The sequence below is a fragment of the Bradyrhizobium sp. cir1 genome (genome assembly GCF_014198245.1).
Taxonomy (GTDB): Bacteria; Pseudomonadota; Alphaproteobacteria; order Rhizobiales; family Xanthobacteraceae; genus Bradyrhizobium.
In genome coordinates this window covers 64,457-90,934 of record NZ_JACIHE010000014.1, presented here as the reverse complement: position 1 = coordinate 90,934, position 26,478 = coordinate 64,457, and the positions used below count along the sequence as shown (strand labels likewise).

General features: G+C 65.7%; 19 protein-coding genes. 9 read left to right on the top strand and 10 right to left on the bottom strand.

The window, feature by feature from the left end:
- Positions 1 to 38: 38 nt before the first annotated feature.
- Together GGD63_RS25625 and GGD63_RS25620 are read right to left on the bottom strand one after the other, a co-directional pair.
- A complete protein-coding gene (locus tag GGD63_RS25625; RefSeq protein WP_183245933.1) occupies positions 39 to 833 on the bottom strand; it encodes a protein-L-isoaspartate O-methyltransferase in 795 nt (264 codons plus the stop codon).
- Positions 830 to 4,297: an AAA family ATPase gene (locus GGD63_RS25620; protein ID WP_183245932.1), complete on the bottom strand. Its 3,468-nt coding sequence runs from the start codon at positions 4,295 to 4,297 to the stop codon at positions 830 to 832. Before GGD63_RS25620 ends, GGD63_RS25625 begins: the two co-directional genes overlap by 4 nt.
- A 135-nt stretch (positions 4,298 to 4,432) precedes the next feature.
- Between GGD63_RS25620 and GGD63_RS25615 the strand changes: the two genes are divergently transcribed.
- From GGD63_RS25615 to GGD63_RS25600, 4 genes are all read left to right on the top strand, one after another.
- Entirely contained in the window at positions 4,433 to 10,870 is a 6,438-nt protein-coding gene (locus GGD63_RS25615) for a non-ribosomal peptide synthetase (protein ID WP_183245931.1), read from the top strand.
- Between the two features lie 142 nt (positions 10,871 to 11,012).
- Positions 11,013 to 11,180 (top strand): hypothetical protein, encoded by a 168-nt coding sequence (locus GGD63_RS25610; protein ID WP_183245930.1) that lies wholly within the window; start codon positions 11,013 to 11,015, stop codon positions 11,178 to 11,180.
- A 246-nt stretch (positions 11,181 to 11,426) separates the two neighbouring features.
- On the top strand, positions 11,427 to 12,158 hold the full coding sequence (locus tag GGD63_RS25605) for a 4'-phosphopantetheinyl transferase superfamily protein (protein ID WP_183245929.1): 732 nt from the start codon (positions 11,427 to 11,429) through the stop codon (positions 12,156 to 12,158).
- Complete coding sequence (locus GGD63_RS25600; protein ID WP_183245928.1) at positions 12,155 to 13,135, top strand: LLM class flavin-dependent oxidoreductase; 981 nt, start codon at positions 12,155 to 12,157, stop codon at positions 13,133 to 13,135. Before GGD63_RS25605 ends, GGD63_RS25600 begins: the two co-directional genes overlap by 4 nt.
- On the opposite strand, the gene GGD63_RS25595 is transcribed toward GGD63_RS25600, so the two are convergent.
- Genes GGD63_RS25595 through GGD63_RS25585 form a run of 3 tightly spaced genes read right to left on the bottom strand, consistent with a single transcriptional unit; the run spans position 13,132 to position 16,194 of the window.
- Positions 13,132 to 13,971, bottom strand: a complete 840-nt coding sequence (locus tag GGD63_RS25595; protein ID WP_183245927.1) for an ABC transporter ATP-binding protein — start codon at positions 13,969 to 13,971, stop codon at positions 13,132 to 13,134. The genes GGD63_RS25600 and GGD63_RS25595 overlap by 4 nt on opposite strands.
- A complete protein-coding gene (locus tag GGD63_RS25590; protein WP_183245926.1) occupies positions 13,968 to 14,768 on the bottom strand; it encodes an ABC transporter permease in 801 nt (266 codons plus the stop codon). Before GGD63_RS25590 ends, GGD63_RS25595 begins: the two co-directional genes overlap by 4 nt.
- A 4-nt stretch (positions 14,769 to 14,772) precedes the next feature.
- Positions 14,773 to 16,194, bottom strand: coding sequence for an ABC transporter substrate-binding protein (locus tag GGD63_RS25585; protein WP_183245925.1), 1,422 nt, complete (start codon positions 16,192 to 16,194; stop codon positions 14,773 to 14,775).
- 307 nt (positions 16,195 to 16,501) lie between these two features.
- Between GGD63_RS25585 and GGD63_RS25580 the strand changes: the two genes are divergently transcribed.
- Complete coding sequence (locus GGD63_RS25580; RefSeq protein WP_409334094.1) at positions 16,502 to 17,341, top strand: Crp/Fnr family transcriptional regulator; 840 nt, start codon at positions 16,502 to 16,504, stop codon at positions 17,339 to 17,341.
- Between the two features lie 8 nt (positions 17,342 to 17,349).
- Here GGD63_RS25580 and GGD63_RS25575 read toward each other — a convergent pair whose 3' ends face one another.
- From GGD63_RS25575 to GGD63_RS25565, 3 genes are all read right to left on the bottom strand, one after another.
- Positions 17,350 to 18,375: a histone deacetylase family protein gene (locus GGD63_RS25575; protein WP_183245924.1), complete on the bottom strand. Its 1,026-nt coding sequence runs from the start codon at positions 18,373 to 18,375 to the stop codon at positions 17,350 to 17,352.
- Between the two features lie 199 nt (positions 18,376 to 18,574).
- The gene (locus GGD63_RS25570; protein ID WP_183245923.1) at positions 18,575 to 19,513 is read right to left on the bottom strand and encodes an SMP-30/gluconolactonase/LRE family protein; all 939 of its coding nucleotides are present in this window, start codon (positions 19,511 to 19,513) and stop codon (positions 18,575 to 18,577) included.
- Positions 19,470 to 21,557 (bottom strand): PQQ-dependent sugar dehydrogenase, encoded by a 2,088-nt coding sequence (locus GGD63_RS25565; protein ID WP_183245922.1) that lies wholly within the window; start codon positions 21,555 to 21,557, stop codon positions 19,470 to 19,472. The genes GGD63_RS25570 and GGD63_RS25565 overlap by 44 nt, the downstream gene beginning before the upstream one ends.
- Before the next feature lie 202 nt (positions 21,558 to 21,759).
- On the opposite strand from GGD63_RS25565, the gene GGD63_RS25560 reads away from it, so the two are divergent.
- Complete coding sequence (locus GGD63_RS25560) at positions 21,760 to 21,993, top strand: DUF6894 family protein (RefSeq protein ID WP_183245921.1); 234 nt, start codon at positions 21,760 to 21,762, stop codon at positions 21,991 to 21,993.
- Positions 21,994 to 22,002: 9 nt separating this feature from the next.
- Complete coding sequence (locus GGD63_RS25555; RefSeq protein ID WP_183245920.1) at positions 22,003 to 22,179, top strand: hypothetical protein; 177 nt, start codon at positions 22,003 to 22,005, stop codon at positions 22,177 to 22,179.
- 85 nt (positions 22,180 to 22,264) lie between these two features.
- Here the strand turns inward: GGD63_RS25555 and GGD63_RS25550 are convergent, their stop codons facing one another.
- Complete coding sequence (locus GGD63_RS25550; RefSeq protein WP_183245919.1) at positions 22,265 to 23,038, bottom strand: enoyl-CoA hydratase-related protein; 774 nt, start codon at positions 23,036 to 23,038, stop codon at positions 22,265 to 22,267.
- Between the two features lie 112 nt (positions 23,039 to 23,150).
- Here GGD63_RS25550 and GGD63_RS25545 point away from each other — a divergent pair, with 112 nt between their 5' ends.
- The gene (locus GGD63_RS25545; protein ID WP_183245918.1) at positions 23,151 to 24,740 is read left to right on the top strand and encodes a gamma-glutamyltransferase family protein; all 1,590 of its coding nucleotides are present in this window, start codon (positions 23,151 to 23,153) and stop codon (positions 24,738 to 24,740) included.
- A gap of 172 nt (positions 24,741 to 24,912) precedes the next feature.
- Positions 24,913 to 25,131 carry a hypothetical protein gene (locus GGD63_RS25540; RefSeq protein WP_183245917.1) on the top strand — a complete coding sequence of 73 codons (219 nt, stop codon included), beginning with the start codon at positions 24,913 to 24,915 and terminating at the stop codon, positions 25,129 to 25,131.
- A 51-nt stretch (positions 25,132 to 25,182) separates the two neighbouring features.
- On the opposite strand, the gene GGD63_RS25535 is transcribed toward GGD63_RS25540, so the two are convergent.
- The gene (locus tag GGD63_RS25535) at positions 25,183 to 26,466 is read right to left on the bottom strand and encodes an FAD-binding oxidoreductase (RefSeq protein ID WP_183245916.1); all 1,284 of its coding nucleotides are present in this window, start codon (positions 26,464 to 26,466) and stop codon (positions 25,183 to 25,185) included.
- Positions 26,467 to 26,478: the final 12 nt, after the last annotated feature.

The window sequence follows — 26,478 nt, the reverse complement described above, 5'->3', positions numbered from 1 at the left end:
AATGCCAGAAGAACATAAAACGTCGTATTTTTAACGACTTAGCCATCCGACGGCAGCCCCTGCTCGAGCCTGCGAAAGCGCAGCGGCGCCAGAGCGGCGGCGCGCTGCCACCAGTCGGCGACGCGGTCGTCGAGCGCGGTCATGCCGCGGCCCTGGCCGGGGAATATCCGGATCTGCTGCACCGCCTCGGCCTCGAAGCCCTTGCCCCTCCGATTGATCTTGATCACCGCGCCTTCGCGATCCCGCTGCGTCAGCGGCACCAGGAGGCGCCCGCGCGGACGCAGCGACTGGAGCCAGAGCGGATGCGGGTGCGAAAAGCCGGCGTGGACGATGATGACATCGGCGGACTCGTCGAGCGCTTCACAGCCGTCACCGTGAACGACCTCAACGTTGCGATATGGGTGAAGGTAATTTGCAGCGCGAGCGGCAAGCCGCTCGTCGCATTCGATCGCACGCACCCTGCCCCTTGGACCCACGATCTCCGCCAGCACCGCCGAGAAATAGCCGAGGCCGCAGCCGATCTGCACGACGTCGTCTTTCTGACCGATCTCGAGCACGTCGATCAGATGGGCCCACAGGCTCGGCAGGCCGGTGTCGAGCTTGCGGCGCGCGTCGATCGCGACTAGCACATTGTCATAGAGATGAACTGGGTCGGCGTCCGGCGTCAGCCGGTAGCTGCGCGCCGCCTCGCTCTTGATACGCCAAGGGCCTCTGGCCAGAAAATCCTCGCGCGGAACGGCAGCGAGCGCGTCGAGCAGACGCTTGGAGGAAATTCGCTCGCGCCTGGCAATCAACTCCACATAGCGCGCACGCGCGGCGGCAAGATCGCTCATCTCGCCGCATCGGCCTGTTCACGAACCGGCACGTCCGCATCGAGCTCGTTGACCAGCTGCATCGCCTGCTTCAGGTCCGGCGTGTAAAAACCTTCGCTGAACCTGCCCACGATCGGCACGAGCAGCAGACGTGCGTGCTCACGCCTGCCGGCCTGCTGCGACAGGCGTGCCAGGCTGACGGCGGTGCGAAGCTCCCAGGACAGCGCACCCTGCTTGCGGGCGACCTCCAAGGACAGGCCGAACAGGTCCTCGGCCTCCTGCGCGGAGGCCGGGTCGCCGCCCGACAGCGTGATCTCACCTTGCAGGCGATAGACCTCGGCGAGGTAGGAATGATCGCCGGTTCGCCGCGCGGTCGCGAGCGCGCCGTCCAGCGCGCGCAAGGCGGCATCGCGCATCCCGACCTTGGCATAGGCTTCAGCCAGCAGGCAGCGGAACCAGCAACCGGCGAGCCAGGAATCCATCGCCTCGTATTCGTCGAGGCCGAAGCGCATCTGGCTGAGACCTTCGTCGGCCTCGCCGAGCTGCGTCAGTGCCCATCCGCGCAGGATCGCGGCCTGCTGCTTCCAGTGCAGGAAATTGTGCTCGGTGGCGATGATCATGGCCCGGTTGGCGTGGTCGCGCGTGCCCTCGACGTCGCGCAAATGCTGGCAGAGATAGGCGCCGAACACGAGCGCGAAGGCGAGCGTGAAGGGATGGCGGATCTTCTCGGCATTGGCGATCGCCTGCTCGCTGTGCTGACGCGCCGCGTCGGGCCGGCCGAGGAACCAGAGCAGATAGCCGAGATAGGACAGCGAGACGACGCCCGGATCGGTGCCGTGCCGCTCCATCAGATCGGAATGCAGATCGGGGCTGTAGAGGTTGATACAGCGGTGCAGATGATGCTGCGAGGCGGCAAAACGGCCGCGATAGAGCATGGTCATCGCGATCGAACGGTGCGCCTCGATCAGATAGCCGGTCTGCTGTGCCGGCTGCGACCGCTCGTTGAACCGCTGGCGCTTGGCGAATTTCAACAGCTCGACGCTGAGATCGTGCGCGCGGGTGAGATCGGCACGGATGAAATGGCAGACCCAGAGGCCGCGGGTCGCGGCGAAGGCCTTCTCGTCGTCGTCGAGCTGCTGGCCGAGCTCGAGCGCGCGGATGTAGTTCTCCTCGACCTCCTGCACCGCATAGCCCTTGGCGGCGATCAGCGCGTTGCCGAGCGCGATGCGCAGCTCGAGCTCCATCTCGTCGGCGCCCTGCATGCGCGCATTGGCCTGCACGACGCTCAAGCCCCGGCGCAGATGACCGATCGCCTCCAGATTGGCGCCGCTCCTGGCCGCCTGCTTGCCGGCCTTGAGCCAGAAGCTGGCGGCACCCTCGCTCTGGCCTGATTCGGTGAGATGATGGGCCAGCAGCTCCGGCTCGCGATCGGTCCTCTCCGGGTACGTCTCGCTAAGCACCTGCGCGATGCGCGCATGCAGCTTGCGGCGCTCGCTGTGCAGGAGGCTCGCATGCGCAGCGTTCTGGATCATCACGTGCTTGAAGGAGTAGAGCGCATCCGGCGGATGGCCACGCCGCATGACCAGCCCGGCCTCCTCCAGATGGTTGAGCGCGGCCTCGATCTGCTCCGCCGGCGTGTTGGCCACGGCCTGGAGCGTCTCGTAGGAGAACTCGCGGCCGATGGTGGCGCCGATCTGCGCGATCCGCTTGAACGGGCCCATCCGGTCGAGCCGCGCCATCAGCGAGTCCGTCAACGTTGCCGGGATCGCCATTTGCCGCCACGGGCCCGACAGCACGTAGCGTCCGTGCCGCTCGGTCAGGAGGTTGGATTCCAGAACAGTCTTGGTGAGTTCTTCCAGGAACAGCGGCACGCCGTCGGTCTTGACGATGATCTCCTCGACAACCTCCTTCGGAAGCTCGCGGCCCGCGACGCGCTCGACCAGCGTCGTGCGCAGCTGCCGGCTCAGGCGGTTCAGAACCAGCGTCGTGATATGCGAATGCGCGTTCCAGCTCGGCTGGAATTCGGAGCGCGCAGTGATGATGACCAGGATCGGCCGGTTCTGCACCTGGTCGACGAGCAGGTCGATGACTTCACGGGAGGTCGGATCGATCCAGTGCAGATCCTCGAACGCGATCACCAGCGGCATCTCGCGCGCGAGGCCGAGGAAGTGACTGACCAGCGCCGCGACGGTCGCATCCTTCTGCTGCTGCGGCGACAGGTCGAGTGGCGGATAGCGGCCTCCGGTTGGTATCGACAGCAGCGCGGCAAACAGCGGCGTGACCTGCTCGATGTCGCCATGGGCGGCGGCGATCGCGGTCTCCAGGCTCGCCAGCGACAGCGCGGAGGCATCCTCGCGGTCGAGGCCGAGGGAGAATTTGAGCTGCTCGGCGAACGGATAGAACGCGGTCGAGGTGTAATAGGGCGAGCACTGGAACGAGACCTGCGCATGCCGGTCGCCTGATATCCGCTCGAAGATTTCCTGGATGATGCGCGACTTGCCGATGCCGGGTTCGCCGAACTTGACCACGACCTGGCCGTCGCCGCCCTTGACCTGCTGCCAGCGGCCCATCAACAGCGCAATCTCCTCCTCGCGGTTGACGAGCGGCGTCAGCCGCGCGCCCATCGCCGCGGCGAAGCGGGTCTCCACCCGCGAGGCGCGCATCACGTGCCAGGCTTGCGCCTTCTCCGAGATGCCCTTGAGCGCATGGACGCCGAGATCGCGGTAGTCGAACTTTCCCTTCAGCAGCGACTGCGTCGAGGCGGAGATCACGACGCCGTTGGGCGGCGCCAGGGCTTGCAGCCGCGCGGCGAGATTGACGGTTTCACCGACTGCGGAGTCGCGCTCCTCGGTGCCCTGCCCGACGAGATCGCCGACCACGACGAGACCGGTCGCGATCCCGATGCGGACGGCAGGCGAATGGCTGAGCGCGCCGCGCGGCTCGATCGCGCGCGCGGTCGACAACACCCGCACGATCTCGAGCCCCGCACGCACCGCGCGCTCGGCGTCGTCCTCATGTGCGGTCGGATAGCCGAAATAGACGAGGATGCCGTCGCCGACGAAACGGGCGGCAAAGCCCTCGTAATGCTTGACCACACGGACGCAGGTCTCGCGGAAGCTCGCGATCATGTCGCGCACGTCTTCCGGATCGAACTGCACCGAGAGCGCGGTGGAATCGACCATGTCGCAGAACATGGTGGTAAGCTGGCGCCGCTCGGCACCGACCTCCGCCCGGGCCTGCGGGTGTGCCGCCGCCGGGGCCTCCGCCGTTTCAGCCCGGAACAGCGCCGCCATGGCCCGCTGGAGCCGCTTGCGATCGCCAAGCGGCAATCCAAGCTCGACCAGATCGGCCTCGGTGAGATCCCCCAGGACGTCGAGATCGAGGCGGTGCTGCGCGAACAGATCGGAATAGTGGCCGAGACCGACACCCTCGAGCCAGCGCTTCAACCCGCTTTCCGTTGCCGTGCTTGCCTCATTCTCCAGCATGGTGATTCTGCCCGACCATCACTCCGTCGAAGGGCTTTGGGGCCCTCAACCACAGATTTTGGGGCCCGAACTTCACCTCAGACTGGACGCGTTCTCTAACTCTTGGGAAGAATAGCCCAATCAGATCAAAAGGGAATGGCATTGTCGGACATTGCATCCGGAGCGGGATCGGTCGGCGCGAGCCTCGAAACGAAGGCCTTTTCCCATATCGGAGGCCTTCTCGACTTCTACGCCCGCAGGATTCCTGCGGCGCCCGCTATTCTCGCCCCTGGCCGGCCGGCCCTCACCTACGGCGCGCTTGGCGAGCGGACGCAGGATCTCGTGCGCACGCTGCATGGGCTCGGCATTACGCCTGCGGACAGGATCGCTGTTGCGCTGCCGCGCGGCGCCGACAGCGCGCTGGCGCTGATCGCGGTCGCCTCAAGCTGCGCCTGCATCCCCGTCAATCCCGACCTGACCGCGGACGAGCTGCAACGCTATTTCAGCGAATTGAAGCTGACGGCGCTCGTCACCCGCGCCGACATGAACTCGCCCAGTCGCGACGTCGCCAAGGCGCTCGGTCTCGCCGTGATCGACTTCGTGCCGGGGCCGAAGGACGATCTCGGCGGCTGCAAGTTCATGGGCCCGACCGTCGGACCGGCGAACGCGAGCGGTGCCTCACGCGGCGACGACGATGCCTTCATCCTGCTGACGTCGGGCACGGCGGCGCGGCCGAAAATGGTGCCGCTGACGCATCGCAACGTGTGCCTCTCTGCCTATAATGCAGGCCGCGTGCTGTCGCTCACATCCCATGATCGCCTGCTCAACGTCCTGCCGCTGTTTCATGCCCATGGCTTGATCTCCGGTCTTCTGACCGCGCTCGCCGCGGGCTCCAGCGTGATCTGCACCGACGGCTTCGACGCCTCGTCCTTCTTCGGCTGGATGCGGGAGCTGCAACCGACCTGGTACACGGCGGTGCCGACCATCCATCGCGCGCTGCTGACGGCAGCGGAAACTGACCCGGGCCGCGTCCGGGCCTCGTCGCTGCGCGTGATCCGCTCGGCCTCGTCCTCGCTTGCGCCCGCGATCCTGTCCGGACTGGAGGCGACGTTCGGCGTTCCCGTGCTCGAGACCTACGGCATGACGGAGGCGGCCTCGCAGATCGCGGCCAATCCGTTCGAGCTGCGCAAGGTCGGATCGGTCGGCCGCGCCGCGGGCCCCGAGATCGCGATCATGAACGAGTCAGGCCGTGCGCTTGCGGGCGGCGAGCACGGCGAGATCGTGCTGCGCGGCGCGAACATGACGCGTGGCTACCATAACGACGAGGCGGCGACGCAGGCCGCATTCCGCAACGGCTGGTTCCGGACCGGCGATCTCGGCTATCTCGACGCCGACGGCTATCTCTTCATCGTCGGCCGCATCAAGGACGTCATCAACCGCGGTGGGCAGAAGGTCTCGCCGCTCGAGGTGGAGGACGTGCTGCTCGGCCATCCGGCGGTGCTGGAGGCCGGCGTGTTCGCCGTCCCGCACCCGAAGCTCGGCGAGAACGTCGCCGCCGTCGTGGTGTTGCGGCCGAATTCCGAGGCGAGCTCGGACCAGTTGCGCCAGTTCGCGCGAAAGCGTCTTGCTGCCTACAAGGTGCCGAGCCTGATCCGCAGCGTGGCCGCGCTGCCGAAAGGCGGCAGCGGCAAGGTCAAGCGCAATGCGCTGGCCGGATTGATCGCGGAGACGGCGGATGCCGGCGAGACGCACCCGCCGCGCAATGCGCTGGAGACGCAGCTCGCGGAGATCTGGGCCGGTCTCCTGGAGCTGCCGCAGGTCGGCATCGATCAGGATGTGTTCGCGCTCGGCGCGGACTCGCTCGCGGTGACACAGATGCGCTCGCGCCTGCGCGAACGCTTCAGCGTCGATTTCTCGTTCGAGGACATTTTTGATTGCGCCACGGTCGCCGCGCTTGCGGCCCGGATCGAGACGGCCACAGCCCGTCGCGAAACGACGCTGCCGGCGTGGCGCCAAGCGGCGGCAGCCGACGCGCCGCTGTCGTTCCAGCAGCAGCGGATGTATCTGCTCTCGCGGCTCGATCCGACGCGCTACAATTATAATGTCGTCGAGGTCGCAGTGCTCAGAGGCCTGGTCGACGTCGCCGCATTATCTGCAAGCCTCACCGCGATCTGCGCGCGTCACGAGGCGCTGCGCTCGGTCTTCATCGAACGGCAGGGCGAGCCGGCGCAGCGCGTGCTGCAATCCCCGCCGCGGTTCGAGCGGATCAAGCTCAAGCCCTGTCCTGCGGACAAGCGGGCGGCAATCCTCCGCCGCGAGGCACTCAAGCTCGCGCAATACAAGTTCGATCTGGCACGCGAAGCGCCGCTGAAGGTCACATTGCTGTCGTTCGACAAATCCAGCCACGCGCTGGTCGTCAACGTCCATCACCTCGTCACCGACGGCTGGTCGCAGCGATTATTCTGGGAGGAACTCGCCGCCCACTATGCCGCGGCCCACAAGAAGGACGTGGCGGCGCTGCCCTCGCCGGCTTTCCAGTATCGCGACTTCGCGCTCTGGCAGCAGAGCTGGGCTCAGACGCCGACGGCGAAGGAGCAGCTCGATTACTGGCGGGCGCAGCTCGAGGGCGTCACCACGCTGCCGCTGCGAACCGACCGGCCACGGCCCGAGATCTGGAGCGGTCATGGCGCCCGTCACTATATCGAGTTCTCCAGGATACTCTCGGGCAGCGTCCGCGCGCTGAGCCAGGCCCAGGGCGTCACGCCCTTCATGACCCTGCTCGCGGCCTTCCAGTGCCTGTTGTTCCGCCACACCTCGCACGAAGATGTCGCGACGGGATCGCTGATCGCCAACCGCAACCAGATCGAGAGCGAGCGCCTGATCGGGTTGTTCGCCAACACCCTGATCCTGCGCAATGATTTTGGCGGCGATCCGAGCTTTGGCGAAATGTTGCGGCGAGTGCGTCAGGTGACGCTGGATGCCTACCGCAACCAGGATCTCCCTATCGAGGAGGTGCTGCGCGCGCTGCAGATCGCGCGAAGGACGGACGGCAATCCGCTGTTCCGGATCATGTTCATCCTCCAGAACGCCTCGATCGAGGCGGCACGCTTCCCCGGCCTGTCGACACGACGGCTGGAGGTGGACCCGAAGGTGGCGCGCTTCGACATCACGCTCGAACTGGTCGAGGCCGACGGGCGATTCACCGGCTTCTTCGAATACGCCACCGATCTGTTCGACGCGGCAACGATCGAAAGCATGGCCGCGCAGTTCAAGACGCTGCTCAAGGCCGTCATCGCAGATCCGGAACAGCGCATCTCGCGCCTGCCGCTGCTGACCGAGGCCGAACGCCGGCAGCTGCTGGCGAAAGGCCACGGCGTGCCGGCCAACTTCGCCACACGCGGCAATCTGAGCGAACGCTTCGAGCGCCAAGCGAAGAAGACGCCGAACGCGATCGCGGTGTCGGACGGACGCGCGTCCCTGAGCTATCGCGAACTGGCGCGCCGCAGCCAGGCGATCGCGCGCTGGCTCCTGTGCGAGGGCGTCGGGCCCGAGACGGTGGTCGCCTTGCTCGCCGAGCGCGGCCCCGATCTGCTCGCCGCCATGATCGCCGTGCAGCGCGCGGGCGCGGCCTTCCTGAACCTCGATCCGGACCAGCCGACTGCGCGGCTCACGACCATCCTCGGATCGAGCTGCGCCCGCGTGCTGCTGACCGGGCGCGCCCAATCGACCATGGTCGAGGCGCTGCTCGAGCCGCTGGTCGAGCGCATCCAGGTGGCTGAACTCGACGACACCATCGCGCCAGGGGCGACCAAGCCGGCCCGCGCCGCGCGGCGCGCAGCTTCAAACCTTGCCTATCTCATCTATACGTCCGGCTCCTCCGGCGCGCCGAAGGGCGTCATGATCGAGCAGCGCGGCCTGTCGAACCATCTGGCGTCGCTGATTGCCGAGCTGAAGCTGTCGCCTAAGGACGTGATCGCGCAGACCGCGCCGCAGAGTTTTGTCATTTCCGTCTGGCAGTTTCTCGCAGGCCCCATGGTCGGCGCGCGTGTCCATGTCTGCAGCAACGCGATTGTGCAGGACCCGATCCTGTTCGCGCGGGAAATCGAGCGCGAAGACATCACGGTGCTGGAGATCGTGCCGTCGCTGCTGCGTGTGATCCTCGACCGCATGGACGAGGCACGGGTCCAGCGCGCCTTCGCGAAGCTGCGGCTCCTGATCTCGACCGGCGAGCCGCTGCCGGTCGATCTCTGCCGCGCCTGGTTCGCCCGCTGCCCGAAAGTGCCGCTGATCAATGCCTATGGAGCGTCGGAATGTTCCGACGACGTGTCGCTGCATCGTCTGACCAAGGCGCCGGCGACCGCAACGGGCAACGTTCCGGTCGGCGCGCCGCTGCCGAACACCCAGCTCTACGTGCTCGACGCAAACCTCCAGCCGCAGCCGGTCGGCGTGACCGGCGAGCTCTGCATCGGCGGCGCCGGAGTCGGCCGCTTCTATGTCAACGATCCCGCGCAGAGCCGGCAGCGTTTCCTGCCCGATCCGTTTTCGCGCCAGGCGGGAGGCCGGCTGTACCGCACCGGCGACCTCGCCCGACGCCGCACGGACGGCACGATCGAATGCCTCGGCCGCGCCGACCATCAGGTCAAGGTCCGCGGCTACCGCATCGAGCTCAAGGAGATCGAGAACGCGCTTACCGATCATCCTGACGTGCGCACCGGCATCGTCGAACCGCGCCGCGAGGCCGGCGGCGATGTCAGGCTGATCGCCCATATCGTTGCCGAGCCCGGCAGCCGGGTCAGCGCCAGCGAACTGCGCGAATTCCTGAAGAGCCGGCTGCCCGGCCATGCCATTCCGTCCGCCTTCCTGTTTCTGGACCAGGTGCCGCTCAATGCCCATGGCAAGATCGATCGCGCCGCGCTGCTGGCGCCCCCACAACAGGAAACCTCCGCGCCGGATGCGGCCGTGCCGGCGCGGCGTTTCACCGAAAAGGTGCTCTCCGACATCTGGATCGACCTGCTGAAGGTCGAGAGCCTCGGAGTGACAGACAATTTCTTCGATCTCGGCGGCCATTCGCTGCTGGCCGGCCAGGCGATGGCGCGCGTCGCCCGTGCGCTCGGCGTGTCGCTGCCGATCAAGACCATTTTCGAGGCGCCGACGGTCGAAGAGCTTGCCCGTCGGGTCGACGAGGCCGTGGCGGCGAAACCGCAAAAGCCTGCCGCAAGCATGTCGCGGCTGATCGAAAGCGGGCCGCCAACGCTCTCGATCGCGCAGGACCAGATGATTCGGATCGAGCAGAACCTGCCGGGATTGCCGCTGTTCAACCTGCCCTTTGCCTTCCGTCTCCGGGGCCCGCTCGATCCGGCCATCCTCGCACAAGGATTCGGCGACATCGTGCGCCGCCACGAATCGCTGCGGACCGGTTTCGGCTGGAACGGCGAAGAGCCCGTCAGCCGCATCGCCACCCCCAGCGAGCTTGGGCCCGTCCTCTCCGTCGAGCTCATCGGCGACGGGCGGCCGCACAACAACAAGCGGCGCAAGGCGCTCGAGCTCAGAAAAATCGATCTGCTGATCGAGCAGGAGACCTATGCCCCGTTCGACACCGCGCGGCCGCCACTGCTGCGGGCGCGGCTGTTACGGCTCCATGCCGATGACCACGTGCTGCTGATGACGCTGCATCATGCCGTTGCCGACGGCTGGTCGATCGGCGTGCTGTTCGAGGAATTGTCCAGCCGCTATGCGGCGCTGGCCGGGCGCCCGGCTGTACCGCTACTGAGGCCGCCGCCGGCCTTTTCGGACGTCGCACGCTGGCAGCACTGGTGGTGCGGCACCGACGCGGCCCGCCGCCAGGCCGCCGACTGGGCGGAGAATCTGCGCGGCGCGGCTCCGATCTTCGACGGCAAAGCGGCGCCCGGCGCATCCACCGGGCACCATCCGGTCGGGCTCGAGCCAGATCTGATCGCACGACTCACGGCGTTCGCCGGTCAGCACAATGGTACGCTGTTCATGTGCCTGCTGACTGGCCTGAAGGCCCTGCTGCTGGCGCAGACCGGCCGCACCGACATCTCGGTCGCCACCGCCATGGCCAATCGCGCCCAGCCGGACACCGACCGGATCGTCGGCCCGTTCGAGAACACGGTGATCGTCCGCACGACAATCACGCCGGATCTGTCGTTCGCGCAGGCCCTGAGCCGGGTGCGCCAGAGCGTGCTCGATGCGCATGCACGGCAGGAGCTGCCGTTCAACCTGCTGGCCGACCATCTGGAGCGGGAGGGGATCGACCCGGCCGCGCTGCTCCAGGTCTATTTCACGCTGCAGAATCCGCTGCGCCAGCCGCTCGATCTGCCGGAGATTGCGGTGCAATCGATCGGAAACGTCGCGCGCGAGGGCCAACCGGTGCTGCCGATCGACCAGACCTGGCTGTCGCTGATGCTGAAGGAGCGTCCGACCGGAATCACCGGTTCATGCAATTACAAGCATGAGCTGCTCGACGGCGGCACGGTCGACACATGGATGACGGATCTCGTCGCGCTGCTGGAGGCGGCCGTCGCCCAACCCGGCACACCACTTGGCCAATTGCTCGCGCGCAAGGCGGCATGACTGGCCGTACACGAGGGCGAATACAGGTTCACTCGTCAAAGCTGTGCATGATCAAGTTGCATCTTGATTATTTGACGCCACCGCGCAAGATTATTCCCGCCTTTTTGATTTGGACGATTATTTTCAACCGGGGGAGTGCGTTATGGGTTTCATCAAATTTACCAAGGGCACCTCGTTGAGCGACAAGGACCGCAAGGCCCTGCAGAAGCTGCTGACCGACGAGAAGAAGAAGCTCCAGGCCGCGCTGAAGGACGTCGACGCCAGCCTTTCGATGCTGGGCGGGTCGAAGAAGGCCAAGAAGAAAAAGTAAGACTAGTCGGCAGGGACGCCGCACCAATCTTCAGGCTTCATTTTTCGGCCTCCGGTTTTCAAATTGGGCCGCTCGCTCCTCGAGTTGGGGTCTCGCACAAGCTTGCGCCTGTAAACCGGCCTGCAAATCGACAAGAATTTGCCTGGGTGGACCGCTAAGACCGGTCCACTTGGTTGATTCTTGCTCAGTTGATTCTTCCGTCAGCGCCGGGGATTTGGCCTCTGCCTGACGCCAAAGGCCCAATTGATGGCAGACGACAGAATTGAACTGTTTGTCGGACTGATCGCGACCATTGACGCGCCGGGGGCGGCCGATGCGTGCCGACGGCTGCTCTCGGTCGACGAACGGATCCGCGCCGACCGCTTCATGTTCGAGCGGCATCGGCGGCAATATATTTTCGCCCACGCCATGCTGCGCCTGGCGCTGTCGCAGGTCGCGCCTGACGTCGCTCCCACCGACTGGTCCTTTGGGGCCGGCCGCTATGGGCGGCCGTTTGTCGCATCGCCCAAAACCTCGACCGCGCTGCATTTCAGCCTGTCGCACGCCGACGGCTGCGTTGCCTGCGTCGTATCCGGACATGAGGCTGTCGGCGTCGACGTCGAAACCGTATCACGGCGTGTCGCCCCGCTTTCCACCGCGAATCGCTTCTTTGCGCCGGAGGAGGTCGAAGCGCTGCGCAGGCTGCCGGAGCCGGCGGCGATCGAGCGCTTTTTCGACTATTGGACGCTCAAGGAGGCCTATCTGAAGGCCAAGGGCTTCGGGCTCAACCTGCCGCTCGACGCCTTCGCGATGCAGGTGTCGCGCGAGGCCATCGAGATCAGCTTCAAGCCTGATATCGCCGACGATCCCTCGGGATGGCGTTTCTCGCTGTGCTCGCCCTCCCCCTCGCACCGCCTCGCGATCGCCGACGGCTCCCGGGCGGACGGCGGTCTTCCCATCACCCGCAATGCCTGGCCGTTCCAGGAAGCGGCTGAATGACGAACTCGCGGCTGCGCGTCTTTCCCGCGATCTCGCGTAACCGCGATCCCAAGCAATATGTCGGTGAGCTGATGCGGGTGGCAGAGTTCGCCGACCGCAACGGCTTCGAAGGCATTTTGCTGTTCGAAGGCAACGACGTGTTCGTCGAGCCCTGGGCCATGGCCCAGCACATCATGGCGGCGACGACCCGAAGCTCGCCGCTGATCGCCGTCAACCCGGTCTACATGCACCCGTTCACGGCGGCGAAATTCGTCTCGTCGTTCGCGCAGCTCTACGGCCGCAAGGTCTATCTCAACATGATCATGGGGACCGCGGTCAGCGACTTGCAGGGCCTCGGCGACGAGCAGACTCATGCCGACCGCTATGTCAGGCTCGGCGAGTTCGTCGCGCTGATACGCCAGCTGCTCTCGAGCCCGCGGCCGGTGACTATCGAGGGGCAGTTCTACCGCGCGACCAACCTGCAGCTTCGTCCGCGCCTGCCGGCGGAGCTGATGCCGGAATTCTTGATCGCCGGCCAATCGGAAGCAGCGCAGCGCGTGGCGAAAGAGACCGGCTGCATCAAGATGCAGATGCTGCCGCCGGATCTCGATCATGGCCTCGATGCACCAGGCATGAACTTCGGCATCTTCGCACGCGAGAGAAGCGAGGAAGCGCGGCAAGCGGCGAAGGCACGCTTTCGCGACAACCCCGATGATCGTGAGCTGCTCGCGCTCACCGTGGAGAACAGCGACTCCGTGTGGAAGCGGCGGCTGTATGAGGGGCAGAGCGGCGAGCTCTTGGACAACGGCTACTGGCTGCTGCCGTTCCTGACCTTCCAGGCGGACTGCCCCTATCTCGTCGGCAGCTACGAGGAGATCGGCGCCAAGCTGAGGGCGTTTGAGGCGAAGGGACTGACCACGGTCATGCTCGACATGGTCGCGGATGAAGCCGAGATGCAGCATGTCCGCAAGGCGCTCGTGGCGAGCGGGATGTTCTAGGACGGCACGCCGAGCGGGCTGAGCCGCGCCAGCGGCTCGGAGCCTTCCGGCCGCCGCAGAAGCTGCATGACATGCCGCTTCAGGCGCACGAATTCGGGTTCAGTCACAAGCTCGTGGTCTCGCGGTCGTGCAAAGGGCAGCGCGATATCCTCGATCACCCGACCGGGCCTCGCGCTCATCACGACGATGCGGTCCGCAAGGAATAGCGCCTCGTCGATGTCGTGCGTGACGAAGACCGTGGTGGTTGGAATTTTACTCCAGATGTCGAGCAGGACCTCCTGCATCATGCCGCGCGTCTGCGCATCGAGCGCGCTGAAGGGCTCGTCCATCAGCAGCACCCGCGGCTGATTGATCAGAACCCGCGCAATTTCGACGCGCTGCTGCATTCCGCCCGAGAGTTGCGCAGGATAGAACGCCTCGAATCCGGACAGGCCGACCAGCTTCAGGATCGCGTCGGCAGCGCGGTCGCGCTCTCTCCTCGCAAGGCCGCGCATCTTCGGGCCGAAGGCGACATTGTCGCGAACACGCTTCCAGGGAAACAGCGTGTGCTGCTGAAACACCACGCCGCGATCGGGGCTCGGACCCTGGATCTTCTGCCCGTCGACCGTGAGCCGGCCAGCCGTGACCGGCAGATGCCCGGCCAGCGCACCTAGCAGCGTCGACTTGCCGCAGCCGGAGGGACCAAGGATGCAGACGAACTCACCCGGCGCGATCGCGAACCCGAGACCTCTCACCGCCTCGAACGCATGGTCTCCCTCGCCAAGAGAAATCGAGACATCAGCAATGTCGATACGGCCGACGCTGCTCGCGCCGATATCCGCGACCCGGATGTTCATCGCGCCACCTTCGGGCTGCGCCAGGGCATCAGAAGCCGGCCGGCCGTCGTCAGCAGCCAGCTCGATCCCATGCCGAGCAGGCCGATGATCAGCATGCCCACGATGATGTCGGCATAATTCTGGAGCGTGTAGGCTTCCCAGGTGTAGTAGCCGATGCCGAACTGGCCCGAGATCATCTCCGCGGTGACGAGGCAGAACCATGAGGTGCCCATGCCGATCGCAAGGCCCGTGACGATGCTGGGCGCGGCATCCGGCAGCACCACCTCCGTCAGGATCGCCAACTCGCCCGCACCCAGGCTGCGGGCGGAGGCGACCAGCCGGCGGTCGACATTTGCAACGCCGTGGACCGTGTTCAGCACGATCGGAAACAGCGCACCGATGAAGGTGATGTAGATCATCGAGAGTTCGGACGACCGGAAGATCAGGATCGACAGCGGTATCCACGCCACCGCCGGAATCGGCCGCAGCAATTCGAGCGGCGGTAGCAGCAGGTCGCTCGCGGCTCGCGACCGGCCGATCGCAAAGCCAAGGATAACGCCGATCACCACCGCAGCACCGTAGCCAGCGAACACACGCCAGAGGCTGCTGGTGATATGCGCCGCCAGCTTCGGCGACCGGAACAGGGTCAGGGCGGATTGGACGACCTCGACAGGCGGCGGCACATTGCGGAAGGTGACAACCCCGAGATTGAGATGATACGTCGCAGCGACCTGCCACGCGGCGATGCAGGCGAGGATCGAAAGGCTGCGGATCGCCCATCGGACGTTCGCGGGCCGGGCCCCAACAGTCGACGCCATGGCCTCACCGGCTCACGACGAGGGACTCGCGCGCAGCCGCGAAGTCGAGTACGGCGCCGCCATTCTGCTTCGACCATCGCTCGGCCGCATCCTTGAGCAGGAACGCGTTCAACTCGCCTTGCGGCGACCGCACGAACCAGGCCTGGTTGGCAAACAGCTTGATGCCGCTTTCGCGATCCTGGGCATAGACCACGCGGATCGCCTTGCCGTCCTTCTCGAGGCCAGCGAGCGCCTTCAACGCGTTCTCGGGCGAGGCGTAGTGGCGCACATGGGGCTCGTCCCTGACCCAGACCTGCGCGACGCGACTGAAGTCGCTGATCTCGGCACCCGTTGCGGCGTCCCTGGCCCTAAGCGGGAGCTGCGCATAGTTCTTCAGCTGCGCGTCATAGTCGCGCCCGGCCTGCGCGGCCGCAATCCGAATGAATTTATCGGTGACGAACTGATTGATATCGAGATCGCTGTCCGCGCGCTTGAGCAGTTTCAGCGTCTTGATCGAGGTTGCGACCGCCTGCCGGTACTCTGGCTTCCAGGTCACGTCGCGGGTCTGAAGACCGAGCGGGCCATGGAAGAGATAATCAACCTCGGCCTCGATGCCGGTCACCTTGGCGATCAGTTCGCTGTATTTCTCGGGTTCCTCGGCGATAAGCCGATCGGCCTCAAGCGCGGCGCGAAGGTAAGCGACGACGACCTCAGGATATTTTTCGGCGTACTCCGCATCAACCAGGCTGCCGTGGAACGTCGGGGCGTTCGCCTGTGCGCCGTCAAAAATCTTGCGCGCGAAACCGCGCCACGGAAACAGCTCGACGAAAGGAACGAAATCGGCATGCGCCTCGATCTTGCCCGCCTGCAAGGCCGGCCCCGCAACCTCCGGGGCCTGCGTGATGATGTTGACGTCGGTCTCAGGATTCCAGCCCTTGGCTTCGATGGCGCGAAGCAGCATGCCGTGCGAGGTCGAGGCAAAGGGAACGGAGATCGTCTTGCCCTTGAGCTCGTCGAGCGACTGCACCGGCGAATTCGAGGGCACCACGATGCCGTTGCCGCTGCCCTTGGTGCTGCCGGACAACACGCTGATGAAAAGGCTGCGGCGTCCTGCCTTCTGGAACGCAACGCCGTTCAGAGAACCCGGAAAATCCGCCATCGCGCCAAAATCGAGCTTGCCCGCGACCATCTCGTTGGTGAGCGGTGCGCCGCTCGTGAAATTCTTCCACTGGATGTCGTAAGTGACGTCCTTGTACTTGCCGTCGCGCGGCAGGAACTTCTCGAGCAGTTTCAGCTCACGAATGAGCAGTCCGCCGGTCGCGCAGTTGATCGTCGTGTCCTGCGTCCCGACGGCGACACGGATCGTCTCCGCCCGCGCCGGCCCGAGCATCGCGACGGTGATGGCCACGACGGCCGCACTGATTCTCAAAGAGCTGAATTCGACCATCGAACTGTCCTCGACAAGCCGGGCGCGTGCCGGCAACAAACGCTGGCCGGTACTATCGAAGTCGCGTCGCAATGTTTGAAGCAATTATTTGCATCGCCATCGGCGATGGCTCGCGGTCGTGAATCCGTCGCACGACGGCGCAAAGGATTTTCTCGGGACGGAGCTGCCGGCAGAGAAATCATGTCGCCGCCGAACGCCACGCGCATCAAGCTTTGCTAAGTGATCTGGAACGATCGCAAAGAGATGGACATCGCGCTATCGCCGCTCTTACCTATTCGCAAGGACCCGGAAAAGCTGACAGATTGCCATGACCATACTCAAGGAAGCTGCCGCGACCGAGCCTGCCGCTTTCACAGAGCGGCCTCTTGCCGGCGTTCAGTTCCACTGGCCCGCCCCCGAGCGGGCACGCCGTACCCGCAGCACACGCACGAGGCCCGCGAGCTCGGCGCTGTTCATGAGCGAGACGATCGACGGGCTGAATGCCGGCGCGCACTTCCTCGATCGCTTGTCGGCATCGGAACAGGCGCGCGTGCACGCGGCCGCCCGCACGATCACCGTTCCGCAGGGCGAGATGGTGTTCAGCCAAGGCGACGGGCACGACGGCATCTTCATCATTCGTCGCGGGCAGGTGCGGGTCTACTACACCGCACCGTCAGGCCGCGAGATCACGCTCGCTTATTGGACGCCGGGACATTTCATCGGCGGCCCCGAAATCTCCGGCGGCGGCATTCACATGTGGTCGGGCATCGCCATCGAGGCCTGTGAGATCGCGGCACTGTCCGGCCCGGCGCTGGAGAAGCTCCTGACCGGCATGCCCAGCTTCGCGCTGGCGCTGATCGACGGCCTCGTCGCCAAAGGTAAATGCTACTCGTCGATGGCGCAGATCCTCGGCACGCGGTCGGTGATCGAACGGCTGGCGCAATTTCTGCTCACCTTGTCGGAGCTGCACGGCACCGCCGACGGCGATACCATCATCATCCACCGCAAGATCACCCACGATCAGATCGCGGCCATGGTCGGCTCGACCCGTCAGTGGGTGACGATGATGCTGAAACGTTTCCAGAACCGCCGCATCATTTCCATCGATGGCAGCATCATCCGGATCAGGCGGATCGACTTGCTGGAGCAGATTTTGTTCAAGGAGTGAGGCGAAGGTCAGCGCGCCTCTTCAAACCCCGCCAGCACAGACGTCAAATTCGCACCGAGAATATCCGAGAGATAGCCACCCTCCTGCACGAACACGGTCGGCAGGCCCATCCTGGCGATGGCTTGGCCGATGCGGCGGAAGCCGGGCGTGGTGACGGCGAGGCCCTTCAGCGGATCGTGCTCGGAGGCATCGAGGCCGAGCGCGATGACGAGGGCGCCGGGCGCAAAGGATTCGATCGCCTTGCGCGCGACGTCCATCGCCTGGATGTAGCCATCATCGCCGGTGCCGATGGCGAGGGGAATGTTGAGATTGGTGCCGAGGCCCGGGCCTTCGCCGCGCTCATGTGCATAGCCCCACACATAAGGATAATATGCGACGGGATCGGCATGGATCGAGATCGTGTAGACGTCAGGCCGCGCGTAAAAAATGCCTTGCGTGCCGTTGCCGTGATGGACGTCGACGTCGAGGATCACGACGCGCTCGTGCTTGAGCCGCAGATGCGCCGCCGCGATCGCGCTGTTGTTGAGGAAGCAGAAGCCGCCGGCCATGTCGCGATAGGCGTGATGGCCGGGCGGACGGCAGAGTGCATAGGTCGCATCCTCACCGTCCATCACCATTTGCGCCGCGGTGACCGCAACGTCCGTTGCGGCACAGGCCGCCGCCCACGTGCCCGGACCGATCGGCGCCGCGGTGTCGGCCGTATGCCAGCCGAGCTTGCCGACGATGTGGGTCGGATAGGTCGCGGCGTGGCGCACCGGATGAATGTTGCCGATCATCTCCGGACCGGAATCGCCAAGTGCGGTCCAGGCGTCCCAGGCTTCGCTCAGGAACGAAAGATATTCCGGGCTGTGGATGCGTGCGCGCGGCCCCTGCCCGAATTTGGTCGGCTCGACCAGTTGATGCTTGCCGTCCTTCAGGCCCTTGAGCAGGCGGTCGGCGCGCTCGGGCTGCTCGGTGGTGCGCTTGACGACACCGCGGACCAGGAAGAATTGCGGATCGTGGCTGCGGTGCAGTTCGGTATGGACGGCTTTCACTCAAACACTCCGTGGTCGCGTGCTGGATTCTTGTTCTGACGCGTTTTCTTTACGCGAACCGGTATCCACTTCGCTTGAAAACGCTTTGACGGTGCCACAGATGTCTTGATGCCTGCGACGGCCAGATGCAAGCAAGAAGAATGCCGCCCTCACCGCACTGTTCTGCACGGGAAGCAGACCGCCTTTGAGCGGCTCGGGCTCAGCAACGCCCGCGCTGAAGACAGTGCTCGCGGCCCTGCTGGTCGGTGCGGAAGGCCTCGATGAAGCCGCCCTGGCGCTGGGTGACGAACACGGTCTTGCCGTCGCTGCCGCCAAAGGCAAGGTTGGTGGGCTCCTTGGCTCTCAACGGGATCTCGCGCTCGACCGCGCCGGTCGGCTTCATCAGCGCGATCGTGCCCTTGAGAATGCGCGCGACGTAGAGGCGGCCGGCAACGTCCGTGCGCAGGCCGTCGACGGTGTCGGGCTGAAACGCCTTGACCAGTCTTGCCGCAGTGAGCTCGTTGCCGTTGATCGCATAGGACCAGATCTGGCCGCTGCTGGATTCGCCGACATAGAGCGTCTTGCCGTCAGGACTGAGATCGATGCCGTTGGTGGTGCCCATCGCGCGCGACGCCGACATCACTTGTCCCTGCACCGTACCGTCCGCGCCCCTGGCGATGCGCCAGATGTGGCCTTCACGCCCCTTCCAGTTCGGATCGCTCGCATAGATCGTGCCGTCGCGCGCGATGGTGATGTCGTTGGGCTGGCTCATCTCGTCGGAGTGAAACCAGACCGCAGGCTCGGTCGCGCCCTTGAGGATCGCGAAGATGTTGTGCTTCTTGTAGTCGGCGATGAACATGGTGCCGCTGCGATCGAAACGGATCGCGTTGCCGACGCTGCCTTCGGGCAGTGTCGTGAACAGCTCCGACGCTGCACCGCCCGCAGGCAATTTGCCAATGGTGCCGGGCCTGCCGAGATTGACGACGAACAGATTGCCGTCGAGATCGGCCGCGGGCCCTTCGATGCCGAAGGTGTATTCGCTGGCGGGCGTCACCTGCACGCTGTCGAACAGTTTTGTTTCGGCAGCGGCCGGCGGCGTCGCGACAAGCAAAATGCTACTGCACAGGCACCAGAAATTCCTGCCGGATGTAATAGCCATCGTCGTCGGTGCACTCGCCGTTCAGATAGGGATCGGCCGGCCGGAAGAATCGGCTGAAGCCGGGTCTGTCTACAGCGTTCCTTTGTGTCACGACGACGACCTTGGCGGCCGGTATTTCGCCGCATTCCTTGTTGGTTTTGCTGAAAAACTTCCGCTGCGGCGGGCCGGGCTTGATCCGCATCCGCGTGCCCGGAACCATTTTGGCGACGAGCAGGTCCGCGGTATCGAGCAGGCGCGTGTAACCGGGTTCGGTCTTCGGCAGGCTCTCGCCGCCCGGCGGCATCAGCTTCCCGGCCCCGAGACCGCGCAGGCGCGTGCGCAGCCTGCCGGCATCGGGATCGCCGGGATAGATCCAGCCGTCCTGCGACAGCATGAAACGCAGCACCGCCCTGTCCTTCTCCGCATCCGATTGCCCTGCACTCAGGCCGAAATCGGAATGACAGCCGACGCAGTGCTTCTCGACGAGGCCCTTGCGCAACGTGGTGACGCGAACGCTGTTCTGCGCATCCCTGGCGACGAAGGCCGCGAGCTGATCGATCATCGCCTGGCTCCGCGTGTCGCAGGGGAGCGGCTGAGGCGGCTCGCCGGCCGCGCGATCGATCCGGATCACGGTCTGGTTCTTGTCCTCGACCAGCCAGATCGCGCCATCCTCCGCGACCGTCATGCCGACCGGCGCGCCCTGCGGCCGCGCGCCGTTGACGCGGTGCCAGCCCGCGATCAGTTCGTCGAACGGCGCGGCGGCGACCTCGCCCGTGTCGGTCTGGAAACTGCGCGTCGGATCGGCGGCGCAACTGACGTGATAGCGCACCGGCGGAGCGCTCGGCCTGGGAAAGCCGTGATCGTCGACATCGTAGACGAGAACGCGGCTGCCGGTCGGACGATAGCCGTGCAGGCCGACCAGCAGCTTGCCGTCCAGCTCGGGGAATTTCGCGCCGTGGTAATAGAGCATCGCGAGCGGTGCGCCATGCGGCGGCATCAGCGAGAGCGGCGGCTTGTAGAGCGCATTGGCTGAGCAGAGCGACTTGTACGCGCCCGACTGCAGCACGAGCCTGAATTCGGGACTCGGCGTCGACAGGTCGTAGCAATAGGGCCAGCCGTAGTGCCTGCCCTGCTCGATCGCGTTGATCTCCTCGTTCGGCTTGAAGATGTCGGGCAGATCGCGGGCGTTCTCGCCTTGCAGGAAGGCGTAGCCGGCATCAGGAAAATTCGGGTGCAGCGCCAGCGCCATCGAGTTGCGCAAGCCGCGCGCATAGACGGTGTGCGGCGGGTCGGGATCGCCAGGCTTCAATGCCGGGAGGACGCCGCCTGCGGGCGGCGTGAACAGCCAGATCGCGGCCATCGCGGAGCTGCCTTCGGCCGCGGCGCAGGGCTTCGTGATCGGCACCGGCGTGATGCAGTCGTCGCTGTGCGAGCCGACATTGACGAACAGCCGCCCGCCGCGATCGAAGACGAACTGCTTGAGCGGATGCGCGCTCTCGTCGAGCCTCGTGCCATCCGGCAGCGTGATTCGGCGGCCGGGCATGTGACGGATGATGGTCTCGACCGTGCTGCGCGGGTTGTCTGCGAGCGGGTCGAACCGGAAGATCGCCTCCGCGGTCGAGGCATAGAGCTTTTTGTCCGGACCAGTGACGAGACCGAACGGGTATTCGAGCCCCGTCAGCAGCTCCTTGAAGCGCTGGCCTTGAGGCGCATGCGGATCGAGCAGCAGCATCCTCCCGTCGGTATGGCCCCAGCCGCCCATGTCGGCCACCACGAACAGGTCGCGGCCGGACACCTGGACGATTGAACGCGGGAATTTGAGGCGGTCCTCTTCGCTGGCGACGAGGCCGGCGCAAAATCCCGCCTTCATGTCGATCTGGATCCTGGGAAAGGCGAGGTCGCCGCTGCCACAGCGATCCGTGCCGATCGCGTAGCCGCTCTTCCTGACCGGCTCGGACGATGACGGGACGGAGCCGAGCAGCGCGACGGCCAAAACCGCTGCAAAGACGACCGCTGCAAGCAAGCGCAGATTTCGCCGTTCGCCCTGGAATGTGAACTGGTTCACGGTGGCCCCCCGACTTCCCGGGGACGCTTGTTCCATGGCGCCTGGGTGCCGTCCAGTCATCACTCGCCTGTGATTAAACCTGTAACGAGCTTGGTGCCGACCAATCTCCGTAAATTCCCTTACCGGGCTCAACCCGAATGTTTCGCGAATGCTTGGGGTGGTATCGGTTTGCCATCCCGATCGCTCTCTCCAGGAGGCGCTTATGGTCCAGGTCTATTTTCACTGCTCCAACACCGAGGGCACGCTGATCGACCGCTACGGCGCCGCCGTCGCCAGTCTGACCGAGGCGCGCGACCGCGCTGCCCAGATCATGCACTCGATGATCCAGACCCCCGGTGCCGAAGACTGGCGCGACTGGGTGATCCATGTCAGCGATGATGACGGCGAGGAGATCTTCGATCTCCCCTTCACCGCCATGCTCGGCAAGCCGCACTGAGGTGATGCCATGTTGCTCGCTTCACTGAGCCTGCTCCGCCAGCCCCTGACCTTCGTCGCCAGCAAATGGCAGACGCTGGTGAGGGTCGCCGGCAACCCCTATCGCCCCGAGCTTCATTACATGCGCGGGCCCGGCCCGAAATGGCACGCCAAGTATCAGGCCAGCCGGCTGGACCGCACGCGCTGAGCGCACTCTTCGGCTGATTTCCGTCTCCTCCTCATCATGGCCGGGCTTGTCCCGGCCATGATGCGTTTGGGGACGGCACCGCCCCTCACCGTCCCGTAAACTTCGCCTTGCGCTTCTCGACAAAGGCGTTGCGGCCTTCGATGGCATCTGAGCTCTTGCGGATCGTGGCCTGGAGCTCGATCTCGCGGCGGAACTGAGCTTCATAGGTCGCGTGCTCGCTCTCCTCGACCAGGGTGCGGCTTGCGACCAAAGCGCGCGTCGGCCCCTCCGCCAGGCGGCGCGCCAGCACCAACGCCTCATCCATCAGCTTCGCATCGTCGACGACCTGCCGGACGAGGCCGATCTCCTGGGAGCGCTCCGCTGTCAGCGGCTCGTTGAGCAGCATCAGTTCGAGCGCCCGCTGCCGGCCGATCAGGCGCGGCAGCAGCCAGGTCGAGCCGAGATCGGGCACCAGTGCAATACGGCTGAACACCTGGATGAAGCTCGCCGACCGCGCCGCGACGATGATGTCGCCGGCCATCGCGAGGCTGAAGCCGCCGCCGGCCGCCACCCCGTTGACGGCGACGACAACAGGCACGCGGCATTCGCGCAATGCCTTGAAGGCCGGCCAGTAGAACCGCATCACGCCCGCCGCGATGTCCTCGCCGAGCGCCGCGGACGCCTTCAGGTTCTGGCCCGAGCAGAAGCCGCGCCCGGCGCCGGTGAGAATCAGGGCGCGCACGTCCTCGTCCTGCGTCATCTCGGCGATGGCGGTGGCGAGCGCGCCGAGCAGGTCCGGCGTCATCGCGTTCAGGCTCGCGGGCTCGTCGAGGGTCAGAATCCCGACCGCGCCATCCCGCGCTTGTTTCACACCTGCCATGTCGCGTCTCCCTTTGGATGTTCTCGTTGCCGGCAATGTGCCATTGTCCGCGCGCTCCGCCAATGTGGAGCCTCGACGTCAGCGCAACGAAGCCAAGACAACAAGCGACATCATGCCTCATCAGTTCAGCCTCGCCCAAACCGTCCGCAAGCCCGCCGTCAAGTCCAAGGGCGGCATCGTCGCCGCGCAATCGCGGCGCGCGGCGGAGGTGGGGGCGGAGGTGCTGGCGGCGGGCGGCGACTGCGTGGACGCGATCGTGGCAACCACCATGGCGCTGAACGTGCTGGAGCCCTGGAACAGCGGCATCGGCGGCGGTGGTGCGATGGTGCTCTACCGCGCCAGGGAAAATCGCTACGAGGTGATCGACTACGGCATGTGCGCGCCGCAGAGCCTGCGCGCCGCCGATTATCCGCTCAGCGGCCAGGGGGCGGCCTCCGATCTGTTTCCCTGGCAGCGAGTGAAGGACGACCGCAACATCCACGGCCCCGGCGCGATCGCGGTGCCCGGCGTCGTCGCCGGCATGGAGGAGGCGCATCGCCGCCACGCAAAGCTGCCGTGGAAGGATCTGGTCGCGCCGGCTGTCGCACTCGCCGGCGAAGGCATGCTGGTCGATTGGTGGACCACGCTGACGATCGCGAACTCGGCGGCCGATCTCAGGCGCTATCCCGCGAGCGCGGCGACATTCCTGAAGGACGGCCTGCCGCCGAGCGCGCCCTGGGGCATCAAGTCCGAGACGCGGCTTCCGCTGGACAATCTGAAGGCGACGCTGTCGCACCTCGCCGACGCCGGCCCACGTGACTTCTACCAGGGCGATCTCGCCAGGAGCATCGCTTCCGACATCAAAGCCGACGGCGGCTCGCTGTCGGTGGAGGATCTCGCAGCATTCCGCAGCCATCTGCGCGAGCCCCTGGCGATCCCCTATCGCGGCGGCAAGGTGTTCGCGACGCCGGAGCTCACGGCAGGACCGACGCTGGCGCATGCGCTGCGCCTGCTCGAGCAGAATCTGAAGCCGGGCAGCGAGCCCGATGCGGCCGCCTACGCCGAATATGCGGTGGCCCTGCAGGCGGCCTATCGCGAGCGGCTCAAGGACATGGGCGATGCCGACGGCAAGCGCTCGCTCGGCGCCGAATATCTCGCGCCGGCCTGTACCACGCACTTCTCCGTGGTCGACCGCGACGGCAACATCGCGGCGGTGACGCAGACGCTGCTCTCGTCCTTCGGCTCGAAATACGTGACGCCTCATACCGGTATCGCCATGAACAACGGCATCATGTGGTTCGATCCGACGCCCGGCACCACCAACTCGCTCGTATCAGGCAAGCGCTGCCTCACCAACTACACGCCGGTCATCGCCGAAACCGGGGACGGCAAGCGCCTCGCGGTCGGCGCCTCCGGCGGCCGCCGCATCCTGCCTTCTGTCATGCAGCTCGTGTCCTTCGCGATGGATTTCGGCATGGACCTCGATGCCGCCATCCATCAGCCTCGCATCGACGCCAGCGAAGGCGCGACTGTGATCGGCGATTGCCGCCTGCCGGCGGAGGTGCGCGAAGTCCTGGCGGCGCGCTTCGACTATGAAGAGAGCCGCGTGCAGGCGCTGCCGCAGAAGTTCGCCTGTCCGAGCGTGGTGATGCGCGAGGGCGAGGTCAATTCCGGCGCGGTCGAGATCTTCCAGCCTTGGGCCGATGCGGTGGCGGAGGCTTGAGTCCGTTTGAACCGCGTGTACGTCGCAAGCGAGAATGTGCCAGCACGCGTTGAACCGATGCGCGATTGCGCATCTCCGCGAGCGTCACGACTCCTCCACATTTGCAAGGAACTTAGCTGCGCGTCGTCTGTTCATTGAACGGACAAGTGCGCTCGCCCCACTGGAGGACACGATGAAGAAACTTGCGCTCGCCGCGTCGCTGATCGTTGCAGCCGGCCTCACGCTCACCAGCCCCGTGCTGGCCAAGGGCGGCCATGGCGGCGGACACGGTTATGGCCACGCGATGGGCCATCATCACCATGGCACGCCGCCCGGATGGTCGCATGGACGCAAGGTCGGCTGGCGCGGCCACGGTTGCCCGCCCGGACTGTGGAAGCAGGGCCGCTGCTGACGCCATCTGCAATTCCTGCAAGGCGCCGCCCGTAACAAGGCGGCGCCTTCTTTATATGCCGAGCCGGTCCCGCACGCGGCCCGCAATCACAGCGGTGGTCACGCCGACCGGCCAGAACGCGTGCATCGGGATCGGCTTGATGCCTGATATGGGCATGTCGATTTCGGCCCTGGCGCCGCCGATCAGCCGGCGCGCGAGCTGCGCGCCCATCGCCGTCGAGAGCGCGACGCCGCGGCCGTTGCAGCCGAGCGAGATCAGGACGCTCTCCGCGGGCTCGTGCACATGCGGGTAATGATCCCCGGTGATCGCGAGCCGGCTGTTCCAGCCGTGGGTCCAGGCGACGCCCTTGAGCTGGGGCCACAGCCTTTCCGCATAACGCATGAGATAGGCGACATCGTGCGGCGAGTTGATCCAGCGCATCGGACCGCGGCCGCCCATCAGCAGGCGGTTCTGCTGGTCGATGCGATAGTAGACGGTGATGTGGCCGCTCTCGTAGAGCACCGGGCGCGTCGGCATGATCGAGCGGGCGACATCGTCGGACAGCGGTGCGGTGGCAGCGATCGAGGAAAACACCGGCACGATGGTGCGGCGGAGCGCGGGCCAGAGATCGTCGGTGAAGCCGTTGGTCGCAAGCAGAACTTTCTCCGCATGTACGACCGCACGCGGCGTCTCGATGCGCCAGCGATTGCCGTCGCGGCGCAGTGACAAAGCCGGCGTCTCGCCATGCACCTTTGCGCCCGCGGAGATCGCAGCGCGCGCAAGGCCGCGGGCATAGCTGAGGGGATGCAGATCGCCGCCGCGGCTGTCCAGCATGGCGCCGATGTAGCGGTCCGTGCCGGTCATCTCGCGCAGCTGCTCGCGGTTGAGGTACGTCACAGGCATGCCGCGACGGATGCATTGCTGCGCGGTCGCCTCGATCGCGGCGGCGCTGGCCTCATTGTAAGCCGCGCGCAGCGTGCCGTTCTGCCGCGCCTCGCAGGGAATCTGGTAGCGCCGGATGAGATCGTGCGTGAAGTTCGGGGTGCCGTAGGAGAACTCGATCATGCGGCGGCCGAGCTCAGCGCCGAAATCCGCCTCGATCTGATCGGGATCGTGCTTCAGGCCGGGATTGGTGTGGCCGCCATTGTTGCCGGACGCGCCCCAGCCCGGCTCCTGCGCCTCCAGCACCAGCGCCTCGACGCCCTGCTCAGCCAGATGCAAGGCGGTGGACAGACCGGTATAGCCGCCGCCAATGATCGCGACGGAAACGGTCTTGTCGACGTCGAGCGGCGGTGTCGCGACCGGCGCGACGGCGGTGTCGGCATAGAGCGAGGGCGGCAGGGGCAGGCGCGTCATGGCGAAGTCCGG